The 13,327-nt window shown below is 32.2% G+C and carries 16 protein-coding genes and 1 other RNA gene; 6 read left to right on the forward strand and 11 right to left on the reverse strand.

Features of this window, described 5'->3' with window-relative positions; genetic code table 11:
- The first annotated feature begins 233 nt into the window (after positions 1-233).
- Both JOD96_RS20105 and JOD96_RS20110 read left to right on the forward strand, forming a co-directional pair.
- Positions 234-1,055: a DUF3822 family protein gene (locus JOD96_RS20105; protein ID WP_209566002.1), complete on the forward strand. Its 822-nt coding sequence runs from the start codon at positions 234-236 to the stop codon at positions 1,053-1,055.
- Positions 1,052-1,657 (forward strand): RsmD family RNA methyltransferase, encoded by a 606-nt coding sequence (locus JOD96_RS20110; protein ID WP_209566003.1) that lies wholly within the window; start codon positions 1,052-1,054, stop codon positions 1,655-1,657. The genes JOD96_RS20105 and JOD96_RS20110 overlap by 4 nt, the downstream gene beginning before the upstream one ends.
- A 52-nt stretch (positions 1,658-1,709) precedes the next feature.
- Here JOD96_RS20110 and JOD96_RS20115 read toward each other — a convergent pair whose 3' ends face one another.
- Genes JOD96_RS20115 through JOD96_RS20125 form a run of 3 tightly spaced genes read right to left on the reverse strand, consistent with a single transcriptional unit; the run spans position 1,710 to position 4,762 of the window.
- The gene (locus JOD96_RS20115) at positions 1,710-3,824 is read right to left on the reverse strand and encodes an outer membrane beta-barrel family protein (RefSeq protein ID WP_209566004.1); all 2,115 of its coding nucleotides are present in this window, start codon (positions 3,822-3,824) and stop codon (positions 1,710-1,712) included.
- Between the two features lie 47 nt (positions 3,825-3,871).
- Positions 3,872-4,339, reverse strand: coding sequence for a hypothetical protein (locus JOD96_RS20120; protein WP_209566005.1), 468 nt, complete (start codon positions 4,337-4,339; stop codon positions 3,872-3,874).
- 9 nt (positions 4,340-4,348) lie between these two features.
- On the reverse strand, positions 4,349-4,762 hold the full coding sequence (locus tag JOD96_RS20125; protein WP_209566006.1) for a hypothetical protein: 414 nt from the start codon (positions 4,760-4,762) through the stop codon (positions 4,349-4,351).
- 126 nt (positions 4,763-4,888) lie between these two features.
- On the opposite strand from JOD96_RS20125, the gene JOD96_RS20130 reads away from it, so the two are divergent.
- From JOD96_RS20130 to JOD96_RS20140, 3 genes are all read left to right on the forward strand, one after another.
- Complete coding sequence (locus JOD96_RS20130; protein WP_209566007.1) at positions 4,889-6,247, forward strand: sensor histidine kinase; 1,359 nt, start codon at positions 4,889-4,891, stop codon at positions 6,245-6,247.
- An 11-nt stretch (positions 6,248-6,258) separates the two neighbouring features.
- The gene (locus JOD96_RS20135) at positions 6,259-6,951 is read left to right on the forward strand and encodes a response regulator transcription factor (RefSeq protein ID WP_209566008.1); all 693 of its coding nucleotides are present in this window, start codon (positions 6,259-6,261) and stop codon (positions 6,949-6,951) included.
- A 100-nt stretch (positions 6,952-7,051) separates the two neighbouring features.
- The gene (locus tag JOD96_RS20140) at positions 7,052-7,246 is read left to right on the forward strand and encodes a hypothetical protein (RefSeq protein ID WP_209566009.1); all 195 of its coding nucleotides are present in this window, start codon (positions 7,052-7,054) and stop codon (positions 7,244-7,246) included.
- Between the two features lie 161 nt (positions 7,247-7,407).
- Here the strand turns inward: JOD96_RS20140 and JOD96_RS20145 are convergent, their stop codons facing one another.
- Entirely contained in the window at positions 7,408-8,661 is a 1,254-nt protein-coding gene (locus JOD96_RS20145; protein ID WP_209566010.1) for a cation:dicarboxylate symporter family transporter, read from the reverse strand.
- A gap of 31 nt (positions 8,662-8,692) precedes the next feature.
- Positions 8,693-9,023: RNase P RNA component class A (gene rnpB, locus JOD96_RS20150), an RNA gene on the reverse strand.
- Between the two features lie 124 nt (positions 9,024-9,147).
- On the opposite strand from rnpB, the gene JOD96_RS20155 reads away from it, so the two are divergent.
- Positions 9,148-9,441 (forward strand): hypothetical protein, encoded by a 294-nt coding sequence (locus JOD96_RS20155; protein ID WP_209566011.1) that lies wholly within the window; start codon positions 9,148-9,150, stop codon positions 9,439-9,441.
- 227 nt (positions 9,442-9,668) lie between these two features.
- Here JOD96_RS20155 and JOD96_RS20160 read toward each other — a convergent pair whose 3' ends face one another.
- The 6 genes from JOD96_RS20160 to JOD96_RS20185 all read right to left on the reverse strand — a co-directional run bounded on the left by JOD96_RS20160 (position 9,669) and on the right by JOD96_RS20185 (position 13,172).
- A complete protein-coding gene (locus JOD96_RS20160; protein ID WP_209566012.1) occupies positions 9,669-10,040 on the reverse strand; it encodes a LysM peptidoglycan-binding domain-containing protein in 372 nt (123 codons plus the stop codon).
- Between the two features lie 7 nt (positions 10,041-10,047).
- Positions 10,048-10,527: a BON domain-containing protein gene (locus JOD96_RS20165; protein WP_209566013.1), complete on the reverse strand. Its 480-nt coding sequence runs from the start codon at positions 10,525-10,527 to the stop codon at positions 10,048-10,050.
- 106 nt (positions 10,528-10,633) lie between these two features.
- Entirely contained in the window at positions 10,634-11,347 is a 714-nt protein-coding gene (locus JOD96_RS20170; RefSeq protein ID WP_209566014.1) for an endonuclease/exonuclease/phosphatase family protein, read from the reverse strand.
- Positions 11,348-11,350: 3 nt separating this feature from the next.
- Positions 11,351-11,794, reverse strand: a complete 444-nt coding sequence (locus tag JOD96_RS20175) for a GNAT family N-acetyltransferase (RefSeq protein ID WP_209566015.1) — start codon at positions 11,792-11,794, stop codon at positions 11,351-11,353.
- Positions 11,795-11,817: 23 nt separating this feature from the next.
- Positions 11,818-12,477 (reverse strand): hypothetical protein, encoded by a 660-nt coding sequence (locus JOD96_RS20180; RefSeq protein ID WP_209566016.1) that lies wholly within the window; start codon positions 12,475-12,477, stop codon positions 11,818-11,820.
- A gap of 83 nt (positions 12,478-12,560) precedes the next feature.
- Positions 12,561-13,172: a DMP19 family protein gene (locus tag JOD96_RS20185; RefSeq protein ID WP_209566043.1), complete on the reverse strand. Its 612-nt coding sequence runs from the start codon at positions 13,170-13,172 to the stop codon at positions 12,561-12,563.
- Between the last annotated feature and the right edge of the window lie 155 nt (positions 13,173-13,327).

The following is a 13,327-nucleotide window of genomic DNA, read 5'->3' on the forward strand; positions in this document are numbered from 1 at the left end:
AATTACGGCTTTTTTAGTCGCAATGGCAATTTCAACTATCATTTCAAGTATAATATTTTGATAATAAAACAAAGCCTGAAGACTATACTTAAACAAAAAATAATACTAAAGTTACTTTAACAAAATGTTGTTTTTGAAATTGCAATTATTATTGTTCCTTTTTAATTTGTAAGTTTGTGTTTAATTAAATTCTTTCTTGATACTGCAATACCTAAAGAACTGTAAATCAGATTATGCCATTTCACAATACTAATATCACATCAAAAAAATACAAAAAACTTTCTATTCAGGTTTCGCTGAATGGTTTTTCGTTTTGCTGTTTTGATACGCTAAATAATACTATTACATCTTTTAATGAAGTAGAATTTACACCTACACAGCGTGGGTCAAAAATTGAAGAATTATATACTGATGCTTTTAAGAAACACCCTGAATTAAAAGATAGCTATGATGATATTATTGTGATTCACAGCAACAATCTTTCCACCTTTGTTCCTTCTGCTTTATTTGATGAAGATTACATGGGCAGTTATTTACAATACAACACAAAAGTTTTTGAGACTGATTTTTTTACTTACGATCATCTTGCTAATTACGAAATGAATACGGTTTATATTCCTTATGTAAATATCAATAATTTTTTAATTGATGAAATCGGTTCTTTTGATTATAAACATGCGAACAGTATTTTGATCGAAAAAATATTAGAAACCTCTAAGAATAACGATGATAAAAAAATGATCGTTAATTTTAATCCGGAACATTTTGAACTTATTGTGGTTCAGAATCAAAAGTTACTTTTGTTTAATTCATTTGAATATCAGACTCCCGAAGATTTTATTTATTACCTGCTTTTTACAGCAGAACAATTGAGTTTAAATCCCGAAAGTTTTCACCTGGAATTATTAGGAACGATAACCCGAAATGACCCTTATTATGCCATGGCGTATAAATATATCCGTAATGTTTCTTTCTTTGATGTAAGTATTTTACAAGAAAGAAACGACTTTTCAACTGCACAGAACCAAAAACATTATATCTTATTTCAATCATGAGAATCATTTCAGGAAAATACAAAGGGCGACGCATTTTTCCGCCAAAAAATCTCCCTGTAAGACCCACAACTGACATGAGTAAGGAAGCATTATTTAATGTTCTGAACAATCATTTTAATTTTGACGGTTTAAAGGTTTTGGACTTATTTTCGGGAACAGGCAATATAAGCTATGAGTTTGCGTCACGCGGAAGTGCTCCAATAACTTCTGTTGATGGTGATTTTGGCTGTGTTAAATTTATCAAGCAGGTTTCATCAGAATATGATTTTGAAATTGCAGCAACAAAAAGTGATGTTTTTAAATTTCTTGAGAACTGCAAAACGTCTTATGATATTATTTTTGCAGATCCGCCTTATGGTTTAGATCAGGCTACTTTTGAAAAAATAGTTTTAACTGTTTTTGAAAGAGACCTGCTAGAAGATGACGGCATGATGATTATTGAACATTCAAAATACACCAAAATGGATCATTTGAGCAATTTTTCTTTTCAGAAAAGTTATGGTGGTTCGTTTTTTAGTTTCTTCGAATTAAATTCAACCGATGATGATGAAGAATTACCCGGGGAATCTCCAATAAAAATTACTGAAGAAGATGAAGGATAACACTTTCTTTTTAAATATAGAAATCCCTTGAAATTCAAGGGATTTTATTTTTCTAACGAATTCTGCTTTCATTATCATTTACACTTTTTTCCTTATATTCACTTTCTTTGATTTTTCCAAAAGAATAACGAAGCGCAATCGAAATTTCATTGGCATCAACCAAATACCTTGCTCTGGAACTTATATTGTTGACGGTAAATCTTTCTGTGTAAATTGTATTTCTAAAAATATCATTATAACTCAACGTACAATTCCAGTTTTTGCCAATTTTTTTTGCCAGAGACATATCAAAAATCAACTTCGCATTGCGTTCAAAAACGCCTTCTTTTTGTTTGGTTACGCCCCAAAACGACAAAACAAATGTAAATTCCTTTGGGAGTTTAAAGGTATTGTTGGAATAATAATATAAATAGGTTTTAGAAGAATTAAACAATGCCAAATCATCTTCAATCTTATTTGTTGCAAAAATTAAGGAATTGGTATTGGTCCAGATTTTATAAGTAAATGGCAATGTAAATTCAATATTATAACCGGATTCTTTCTGAAAATTTTTCTCTGTAAAAGTCAGTACATTATTTTGATTATCAAAAGCAAAGTCCTGATAAATGGGGTTCTTGTTTTTATATAAAGTCAGTTTTACTGATTTGTCATGGTACTGAAAAACTGTCGAGATTACATCCATAAATGTGGGGCCTAAATTGATATTGCTTCCATAAATAAAATACGGATTTATATACGTCCCAATCATACTCAAAGAAGAATAATTTGGTCTCGAAATACTTTTGGAATAATCTACGTTTATACTTTTTGTACTATCTATTGAAAATGAAAGCTGAGCTTTTGGAAAGAGATTGGTATAGTTTTTATCAATTAAAGATGCAGTATCTGTACTGTATTTTCCGCTGACATTAGTATTTTCGACCCGAAGTCCGACCGAAAAACCTACTTTTTTAAATTTTCCGGAGAGCTGAGAATAGGCCGCCAAATTAGATTCTTTGAAATGATAATCAAAACTGGTATTTTCATTTTTTTCATAATCAAAAACATCATAATCAGACTTTGATTTTGCTGCAGAATAGAGTCCGCCATATTCCCAGTTGATTTCGTTTTTAAACTTTTTTTCTAAATCGATTCTTCCCGAAAGAACATCTACATTAAATCTCTGATCCCGGTCCTGAGATATTTTAAGTGCTGTTTCATTAAAATTATTCTGCACCAGACTCCACAAATGCTGGTTAAAATTGGAGCCCTGAAAACCTACAAACATCTTAGTATCTATAGATTTAAGTTTTCTGGCATAATTTACAAATGAGTTGATAAAATTCTTTGAACTCAAATTATCGCTGAAAGTAAAAACATTATTGACTGCATTTTGATTTTGGTTAAAGGTAAAAGTATGAATACCAAAAGCATCATCGTGTATTTTACCATTTATATTGACCGAGAAATAATCATCTTCATTTATTTTATAAAATAAACCTGCACCAAAAACATATTGCTTGATATGCGAATTTGCGGTTACATCATATTCTGAAACGATATCAGCCTGAGGAATCTGATAGGCAATACTATGATTTTCCCACGGATTTCTACGATTGTAATTAAAATTGGCTTTCCATTCGAGTTTGCCTTTTTTGAAATTGGAATTAAAGCCCAAGTAATTATTATAGTGCTTTTTAAAAGAAGCTGTTTCAGAAATCTCGGTTTTAAAACTGTCTTTTTTGCTCAGTTTTCTTGTAATTAAAATCACGGCGCGGCCCTCTGCTTCATATTTTGAAGACGGATTCTGAATGATTTCTATTGTTTTGATATCAGCAACAGCCAAAGCATTCATGTCATTCATTCCTGCTTTTTGATTGTCAATATAAATCAGCGGATTTCCTTTCCCTACAATCGAAATACTTTCGCGATCTGAACTCACCTGAACCAAAGGAAGTCTGGAAAGCAAATCTAAAGGATCCGGAATCGAACTGTAAACAGAATTTGCAACATCTATTTTTATATTTCCATTGGAGTTTGTAAAAGTCTTTTTCTCCTGGGTAACAACAACTTCGTTCAGTTCTTTTGAAATCGAATCTTTTGGTATTTCAGTTTGAGCGTTTGCTATCGCAGACAAACAAAATAACAGTAATGTAACCAGAAGTTTTATGGGCAGATAAATATTCATTAGTGAAATTTTAAAATTAAATTGTTCTGATTTTTAATTAGTGATTTTTAATTCAGCATCCATTTTAAAAGACTTTCTCTTTCTATCAGATTCCATGAATGTGGTTTCTTATTCCCTTTTTCATCAATTCCTCTGTTGGAGGTTTTTATAAATTCTGCTTTTTCAGCTCCTGATTTCAATAAGGAGCTATAGGCCTTTTCTAAATGAAATGCATTCAATTCTTCGTAGGTTCTGTTTTTATTTATTAAATACCATTCTAAATCTGGCTCACAATAAAATCTAATTTTTACATTTTTCAGATATTCGATATTTGCTTTTGAGTCACAAGAAATCAGATAAGGAGAAAATGCTTTATAACTTTCAATATTTTCTTTTGGATTTCCTATTTCAGAATTAAATAATGACCGTAAGTAGTTTGCTTCTTCAATTGCTTCTGCACTAACATTCTTTTTTATGTCATCGAGAGCCTCATCGTACAATTTTTCTAAATCTAAAGGAGAATCTATAACAAACAAACCTTTGGGCTATAATGAATTTTTTGTTTTTATAAGATGATTAGATAATAAAAGTGCCAGATTTCCTCCACTGGAAAACCCTCCGATAAATATGTTTTCTTTTGCAATTTTATTATCGTCAAAAATTAGATTCAGTTCTTTTGAATATTCCTTTTTTTCTGATTCGGATAAATACAATTTCATATTGTAGTTTAACAACAATGTTGTAACGCCTTCATTTTCTATATCTCTAAGGAATTTTGCCTCTTTTTTACTGTTTTGAATATTGCATGAAAAACATGGAAATAAGATTAAAACTGCTTTTTGTTTCGGAGCAATTCTCAATTCATAAAGTTTCTCAGAAGATTTTATTTCATTGGCGCTGCAATGGATTAAAAAAAAGAAAGCAAGTAAAACGTTGTTACCACTTTGTATGTTCATCATTTTTACAATTTTTGGTTTTAACTGTTGCAAAAATGAGCCGAAATACCAGTTCCGAAAGTTAATTGGAGGTTAATGCGGGGTTAATGTCCTTATTGTATCATAAAAGCATTATTTTTGGCTTGCATTATGAAACAAAGAATCAACTTATTAATCGCGTTTTCTGTTGTCGCACTGATAGTTCTGACGACAGTACAATGCTATTTGGTAAAAACTGCTTATGACTACAAAGTAGCGCAGTTTCATACTCAGATTAAAAATGAAATTGCTCAGATAACCAACAATTACAGCGATATTGATTCTGCTTTGATATCAAAAAAAGAAACACTTTATAAGACATTGTCTGAAAGTTATATTCACGGGAAAAGGTCAAAAAAGGAGATTAAAAAAGAAATGATTGAAAATGATTTTCAAGATATCCTGACCCGGAAAATTAAACGCAAATTTGAGAGGGATTTACCTAATTTTAAAATTGATTTTGCTATTGTCCTCAACAAATTTATACTGTATAAAAATGCTCAAAAAGCAGATACCATTTTCTCTGAAAAGCCTTTGATTCAAAATAAACTATACGGTAATTTAGTTTCCTTAAACCATTCTTTTTTGGTTCGGAATTATGTCGGTACCACAAACGTAACTTTGGAAAATCAGGATTATAAACTATTGACGGAAGATTCAATGTATGTTTCTGTTATCGACTGGGAAATGATTATTTTAAGGCGAATGGCGTTTGTTCTGGCTTTGTCTTTATTTTCTATTGCAACGTTGATAACATTATTTGTAATTGCCATAAAAGCGCTGATTAAACAAAAAAAAGTCAGTGATGTCAAAACCGATTTTATCAATAATATTACGCATGAACTCAAAACACCGCTGGCGACTTTGGGTATTTCTACAAAAATTCTGGAGCAGAAAGACATTCGTGAAAACGAACAAAATTTCAATGCTATTTTAAATACTATTTCGAGACAAAATAATCGTTTGCAGAATTTAATTGATCAGGTTTTGGCCAATTCGCTGGCCGAAAACGAAATTGAACTGCAAAAGGAAAAAATCAATACAGAAGATTTTCTGTTTTCTATAATTGAAGATTTTAAAATCGGTTATCCAAAAATTAGTATTGAAACTGATTTTCAGACCCAAAAAACGGTTTTAGTTCTGGATAAATTTCATCTGACAACGGCGATATTGAATGTTCTGGAAAATGCCGTAAAATATGGTTCGAGCAAAATTGCTGTTAAAACCAAAAAGCTTCACGAGGAGTTTTCGATTAGCATCGAGGATAACGGAATCGGAATTTCAAAAAACAAACAATCTTTACTTTTTGAGAAGTTTTATCGCGTAGAGCAAGGTAATTTACACAATACAAAAGGCCTCGGACTTGGCTTGTATTATGTCAATCAGATTATAAAAGCTCATCAGGGTTCTGTTGCTGTGATGAGCGATTTAGGTAAAGGTGCTGTATTTACTTTTATGTTTAAAGTTTAAATTGTTTTTCATTGAAAAAAATACTTTTGGCCGAAGATGATTTTGATTTTGCAAATGTCCTGAAACAATATCTGGAACTGTATAAATATGATGTAACCTGGGCAGAAAATGGGGAAATTGCTTTAGACTTTTTTAAAAAAGAACTATTTGATATTTGCGTTTTTGATGTGATGATGCCAAAACTCGACGGTTTTTCATTAGCGGAAAAAATCACCCGAATAAATCCCGAAATTCCTTTTATTTTTCTGACTGCAAAAAAATTAAAAGAGGACAAAATAATAGGTTTAAAGCTTGGTGCAGATGATTATATTGTAAAACCTTTTGAGGCCGAAGAACTTATCCTGCGCCTGCAAAACATCTTAAAACGGAGCCAGCAAAAAAACATTTTAAAGGATGCTGAAGAACTTGAAATCGGTTTATATTATTTTGACACCAAACGCCTGACTTTAAAAATAAACAATCATACACAACAACTTACTGAGAAAGAAGCATCTCTGATTCTGTATTTCTTTAATCATAAAAATCAGCTTCTTAAAAGAGAACAAATCCTGAAAGCTGTCTGGGGAAATGATGATTTCTTCTCTGGCAGAAGCATGGATGTTTATATCAGTAAAATTCGGAAATACTTGAAAGATGATTCAAAAATAGCTATTGAAAGTATTCGGAATATTGGAATCGAATTTAAAATTATGGTAAACCCGTAAAATATTTTTATGTTAATGATATAAGTTTTAAAATCAATTTTATAACAAAATGTTAATGTGACTATTATAACTTTGATTGAAACATTTAAAACTATAAGTCATGAACCTAAAAAGATTATTTGGTGGATTGCTTACACTTCTTGGAATTGTAGGCCTTATATACACAGCTGTCATATTTGCCGGAACATCTGGCGAAACCAGAGATATAAAATCATTGATAATTTACGGAATACTTGGAATCGTCTTCTTTATGTCGGGAATAAGTTTAGTTCGCGCAACTAAAGACGAATCGTAGAATTTTTATTTAGGTACAAAGGTTCAGAGATTCAAAGTTGCAAGGATTTATTTCTGGCATCTTAATCTCTGCAACTTTGTACCTTTTTAGCTTTTGTTACTTTTGCAGCTTGCACCTTTGTACCTCTAAACCTTAGTACCTTAGAACCTTAGAACCACTAATCAAAACTCTTCAACAACAGGATCTAAATTCAACTCTGTAAAATCCCTTTCTGATTTTGAGATTACAATTGTCGCTGCTGTATTTCCGATTAAGTTTGTAATTGCTCTGGCCTCACTCATAAATTTATCAACTCCTAATAAAAAAGCCAAACCTTCTACGGGAATTTTATGCAATGCCGTTAATGTCGAAGCCAGGACTATAAATCCGCTTCCGGTCACGCCGGCTGCTCCTTTTGAGGTGATCATCAAAATACCAATTACACTCAAAATTTCGAAAAAGCTTAAATGCACATCATACAACTGCGCTAAAAAGATTACTGACATCGATAAATAAATCGAAGTTCCGTCGAGATTAAAAGAATAACCTGTCGGAACCACCAGCCCCACAACCGATTTACTACAGCCCATTCTTTCGAGTTTTACCATAATACTTGGCAAAGCAGCTTCTGAGGAGGAAGTTCCCAAAACCAGTAAAAGTTCTTCCTTGATGTATTTAAGGATTGCAAGAATACTGATTTTATAATATTTCAGAATGCTTCCTAAAATCAGAAAAACGAATAAAAACATGGTCAGATAAACCGACAGCATTAATTTGCCAAGCGGAATTAAAGTCTGGAGACCAAACTTTCCGATCGTATAGGCCATCCCTCCAAACGCACCCAAAGGAGCGAGATACATAACGTATTTTAAGCCTGTAAAAACTACTCTTGACATTCTTTCTAAAACTAAGATTGTCTGTTCTCTTTTTTGATAAAAATTTAATGCAATACCACAGACAATTGCTGCCAGTAAAACCTGAAGCGTAAAATTGGAAAGGAAGAATTTTAACCACGAGAAATGTTCTGCCGTACCGCTCGTATATTGACTGGCATCCTGCAAGGCCAAACCTGTTTTGTCAATTTTTCCGGGTTTAAAGACATAAGCAACTGTTACACCAATTGCCAATGCAACGGTCGAAACCACTTCAAAATAGCCTAATGCCTTAATCCCGATTCTGCCTACTTTTTTGAGATTTCCCATACCGGAAATTCCCAAAACAATGGTCAGAAATATAATCGGGCCAATAAAGAGTTTGATAATATCTACAAAACTGTCGCCAACAATTTTCATTTTTACAGCATTTTGCGGCGAAAAATGTCCGAGCAAAACTCCAGTAATAATGGCAATCAGAACCCAAAAAGTCAGATTGGTAAAAATGGTGTTTAAGGTACTTTTTTGAGGTTTAGGAGGGAGATTGGATTGATTTATATTCATGAAAGTTTGTTAGATAATTTCACAAATATATAAAAAATGCAGACCTGTAAGCCGGATTCTGTCCCTGATAAATCAGGGCCTTATCATTTATCTAGATTCCGAATTACTCCGGAACTCAAGCTACCTACCCTTCAGCAACGAACGAGAAGCCCTTAAATGCTGATATACTTGGTATTTCACCGCATAGAGTTTACCTGGTTTCACTACAGCATTACCTGTACATACTTTCTGTTGCACTTGTCCTTGCGCTATTTCTAACGCCGACGGGTGTTACCCGCTATGCTTCTCTGTGGTGTCCGGACTTTCCTCCCTCCCAGTCCCGATAGCTATCGGTATGGAACGACGATAAGGCGGTCTGCGCGGCAAAAGTAACAATTTATAACGGAAGATTATTGATTTTAAAATTTAGATTTTCGATCCAAATACGCAACTTTTTAATTTTAAATTGGTTATCTTTAAAATCCATAATTTTAAAATTCAATTATTATGACTAGAATGTATCACTACGCAACTGTTTCAAAAGCTTTAGATCAATTGAATGAAAAAGGATTTACATGCGACTTTAATTTAAATAATGACGCAATAAAAAAGAATCCCGAAAAATTTGAAATTGTACATGTGTATCGATACGAAGGAGCGTCGGATCCGGGCGATGAAGCAGTTGTTTATGGAATTAAATCCAGTTCAGGAAAAAAAGGAGTGTATGTATCAGGCTTCTCAGCCGATTCTGATTCTGAGACTTCAAAGATATTATTGGAGTTGAGTATAAAAGGAAGATGATACTAAATTACAGGTTTTTGAAATTCCACATTCCAATCAAAATTGGAATCAGATTTATTTCGGTGTAAGGAGAAATCACATTCTGAACTCACATACTATGAATCAGCGGGTATGATTTCTCCTTACAACGATATAATACAAAAAGAGGTAAAATCTTGTGCTTTAAAAAATTCCATAAAAAAAAAGCCCCTCAATTAAGACAGACTTTTAAAACAGTAAAAAAATAATTATACTGTTGGTATTTTTAATTTCCAACCCACCTCAATCAGGTCGGGATTTTTGATAATATCTTTATTGGCTTCATATATATCCTGCCAGGACACTCCGTATGCTTTTCCGATTTTAGAAAGCGAATCGCCGTTTTCTACTGTATATTCTCTGGAAACTTTCTCCGTAACTTCAATATTCATTACAACATCTGCCGATCTGTACTCGGGATCTATTTTATTGTAAGCGTCCCAGAGCTTGTCTTTGTCTGCTGCAGAATTTGCTGTACCATCGATATATAAAACATTGTCCTGTTCTCTAACCTGCAAATTAGTGATTCCTAAGTTTTCTGCCAGATTTGTTACTTCTCTGTATTTATCTTGTAAACTCATAACTTGCTTATTTAATAGTTAATTTGTTATCAACTTTTTTAGGTTTCAATTCCTGCAGGCTTTGCATTAAAGGCTGTAATTGATTTCTTTTGATTTCTCCCGAAAGTGTTACTACACCACCTACAACGGTAGCGCTCACGCCATCATAAGCTTTTACAACATCACTTACAGATTTATCTAATTCACTGTCTGAACTTATAATTACTGCCGCAGCAGCAGGTTCTTCATTCGGTGCCTGAATGTCACAGTTGTTTATTACAGATTTTACTCCTTTGGTTTCTTTTACAGTACTTTCTATATTTTGTTTGAAAGCATCATCTTTGCAAATTCCCGAAATTGTAGCAACACCTTCCTGTACATCAACATGTACTCCCGGCTTATCTCTTAATTTTGCATTTATGTCTTTTTGAATGTCTGCATCTTTAGGACCGCAGGCCACTAAAGAAAATGCCAAACACATTCCCAATAAAATCGACTTCATTTTCATAATGATATTTTTTAAAAATTAAATACCTAAAATTAAATGAATTGAGATCTAAAACATTACAAGATACTCTTGCCGTTTTTATATTTTTTCCAGTAATTATAGAACATTATATATCAAAAGTAACAACGAGGGGTTTATGATCGCTGTGCATTTTCCAGTCGTTGTAAGTCCCGACTTCAACACTTTTTAAAACATTCATAAAATTATTTGAAGCAAAACAATAATCAAGATGATAGGGTTTATTTTCATGGCGGTACAAAAACAAAGTAGGATGTATTTCTTTGCCCTGTTCCTGATTATAGAATTTATGATAAACGCTAAATATGTTTTTCTCTGCTAATTTGCTGACAACTGTAGAGTGATTTCCTTCTCTTCTTGGCCTGTCCCAAATGGTATTGCTGTTAAAATCTCCGATTAGGATACAAGGATTTTCAGAAAGCAGTTTTTCATAATAATTAATTGCTTTCCAAACCTGTGTTACATATTGGCCGTCTTTGTCTTGTGGATTGTTTGCCCAAATGGCGAATAAAATAAAATCTATTTTTCCGTTGGAAACGGAGATTGGCAGTACATTTTTAAAATCAGGATTATGGCAATCCATAAGTTCAAATCTGTAATCACTATACGAAAAAACGCCCAGCCCTTTGTTTTGGTTTGTGCCATACCAAAGTATATCGGACGGTGTTGTAACATTTTCGGGAAATCTTAATTTATCGATATTTTCGCATTCCGGAATTATCAGAATATCCGGTTGGTGAACCAAAATAAACCCGGCTTTTTTCCTGAAAGCCATATTACAATTCCAGGTTGCGATTTTCATCTTCTATTCTATTTCCTGATTCAATTCAAACAAAATAAAAGAATCATCTCCAATTCCGCCTATCCCTTTTTGTACAAATCCTGTCTTTTTATAAAATGCGATTGCTTCTGAGTTTTTCTGGAGACATTTTAACTTTACAGGAAAACCTGTTTTATTGACAGCACATTTTAAAAGTGCTTTTCCGATGCCTAATTTCTGAAATGTCTGGTCTATAAATAAATGATGTACAAAATTATCCGGCACCCAGATAGAGATAAATCCGGCTATTTTTTCATCATACAAAGCAGTTAAAATATATTCTTCACGCGTCTGCGCATCAAAATCTAATAAATCAAAAGCAGACTGATCTTTCCAGACAAAAGTGCTTTTGCGGACTTTTAGAAATAATTCGCGCAATACATCTCTGTCACTTTCCCTGAACCCGATAATTTTTATTTTGTTATCCATCCTATCAATTCAACTATTTACGCTTAATCAAACCTGAACAAAATTTTTACTCCAAACCAAAAAATAAAAAAGACCAAACCTAAAACTAAAATCCTGTTCCCTTGTTTTCTGTCGTTTTCAGAATAGACATAAACCCTGTTTCCATCCGGGAGTACCTTTTTATAAGTCAGCAAATGCCAACCGACAAAAACACCCAGTAATCCGCCAAGCAAGGCTGTGATATAGCCCAGAATTATATATCCACTTTGGCTTTTTTCCGGTTTGGATAATTCTGTAATTCTTTGTTTTTTAATTTCTTCAATTTTTAAAGGTGTTATTTCCTGCCCTCTTTCCCTGAGTAACTTCTTTGCAAGAGAGACATCAAATTTATTCCATTCATCACTTTTTGCAATAACATCTATTAATTCTTCATCAGAGAAACTTAATAAATAATAATCTTTATCAATTTCGCTAATTTCTATTTCTGATTTTTCTTCTAATAGGATATTGACTTTTTCAAAATCATCATTTTTGATCTTAATACAATATTCAGTTCCAAAATTGTTATTTGCAAAAGTCGGATCAAAACTCAGTGAATTATCTTCTAATACATATTTTATATTTTGGTCTGAAAGCAATTTGCCAAATTGTTTTGCACTATACTGATCATTAAATTTTTGAAATGTTATAAAGTCTTCGTTCATTGAATTTTTAAGTTGTAATTATTTTAAGAGTAACTGGTTTTTATTAAATAATACTAAACATAAGCTAACAAATTTGTACTTTATCAATTAACAAATTCACTTTCGTGCTCGCGAATGTATTTAATTCGAAGTTTACTAATATTTTGTTTTTTCTCTAAATCATAAAACTCATCATCAAATTTATTTAATGGATTATCCTTATAGGATTTACTGAAACTTTCCATACTTCCATCGTCATAGGCGGATAATCTCTCTTTGTTTTCTTGATAAACAATATTAGCTCTGGAAACTAAGTCAGCAAATTTATTTGCTTTAATAATCTTTAAGCCATTTAATGCCATTTCTGCAAATTCTCCATCTGAATTATAATAATATTGATTAAATCCTCCATTATTTACTTCTGCTTCTAATATCCAGGTAGCCCAAAACATTTGTTGACCTGCACTTAATTTTTTAATATGCTCAAATTCATTATCAAAATCGCCTTTAAAAGTTTCTACAATATTTTCATATATAGCGCCTTCAATATCTTCATCAGAAAGTTTATCAATGATTTGAATTGTAAGAGCTACATTTTTGTTTTGTTCATTTACATTTTTTTCTGACACTATTTTATCATCTGGTTTTTCCATTTGTTTATTATTACAACTGGAAAGAATGGTTAACAACAAGAGAACTAAAATTGATTTTTTCATGTATATGCAATTGGGAATGATAATTTCCTGCTAAAATTAATCCTTTTTTCATTACAAAAAATAAAGACCGAAATTCAAACCAAAAAACTGTATTTCGCCTAATTCACTAATTGACAATACTAAAAACGACAATGGTAAAAACGGTTAAAATCTTT

The sequence above is a fragment of the Flavobacterium sp. 1355 genome (assembly GCF_017833415.1).
GTDB lineage: Bacteria > Bacteroidota > Bacteroidia > Flavobacteriales > Flavobacteriaceae > Flavobacterium.

Bases quoted from the DNA above. Each gene is read 5' to 3' on its own strand.
- JOD96_RS20105 (WP_209566002.1), top strand. From the start codon at position 234: ATGCCATTTCACAATACTAATATCACATCAAAAAAATACAAAAAACTT.
- JOD96_RS20110 (WP_209566003.1), top strand. From the start codon at position 1,052: ATGAGAATCATTTCAGGAAAATACAAAGGGCGACGCATTTTTCCGCCA.
- JOD96_RS20115 (WP_209566004.1), bottom strand. From the start codon at position 3,824: ATGAATATTTATCTGCCCATAAAACTTCTGGTTACATTACTGTTATTT.
- JOD96_RS20125 (WP_209566006.1), bottom strand. From the start codon at position 4,762: ATGATGAACATACAAAGTGGTAACAACGTTTTACTTGCTTTCTTTTTT.
- JOD96_RS20130 (WP_209566007.1), top strand. From the start codon at position 4,889: ATGAAACAAAGAATCAACTTATTAATCGCGTTTTCTGTTGTCGCACTG.
- JOD96_RS20140 (WP_209566009.1), top strand. From the start codon at position 7,052: ATGAACCTAAAAAGATTATTTGGTGGATTGCTTACACTTCTTGGAATT.
- JOD96_RS20145 (WP_209566010.1), bottom strand. From the start codon at position 8,661: ATGAATATAAATCAATCCAATCTCCCTCCTAAACCTCAAAAAAGTACC.
- JOD96_RS20155 (WP_209566011.1), top strand. From the start codon at position 9,148: ATGACTAGAATGTATCACTACGCAACTGTTTCAAAAGCTTTAGATCAA.
- JOD96_RS20160 (WP_209566012.1), bottom strand. From the start codon at position 10,040: ATGAGTTTACAAGATAAATACAGAGAAGTAACAAATCTGGCAGAAAAC.
- JOD96_RS20165 (WP_209566013.1), bottom strand. From the start codon at position 10,527: ATGAAAATGAAGTCGATTTTATTGGGAATGTGTTTGGCATTTTCTTTA.
- JOD96_RS20170 (WP_209566014.1), bottom strand. From the start codon at position 11,347: ATGAAAATCGCAACCTGGAATTGTAATATGGCTTTCAGGAAAAAAGCC.
- JOD96_RS20175 (WP_209566015.1), bottom strand. From the start codon at position 11,794: ATGGATAACAAAATAAAAATTATCGGGTTCAGGGAAAGTGACAGAGAT.
- JOD96_RS20180 (WP_209566016.1), bottom strand. From the start codon at position 12,477: ATGAACGAAGACTTTATAACATTTCAAAAATTTAATGATCAGTATAGT.
- JOD96_RS20185 (WP_209566043.1), bottom strand. From the start codon at position 13,172: ATGAAAAAATCAATTTTAGTTCTCTTGTTGTTAACCATTCTTTCCAGT.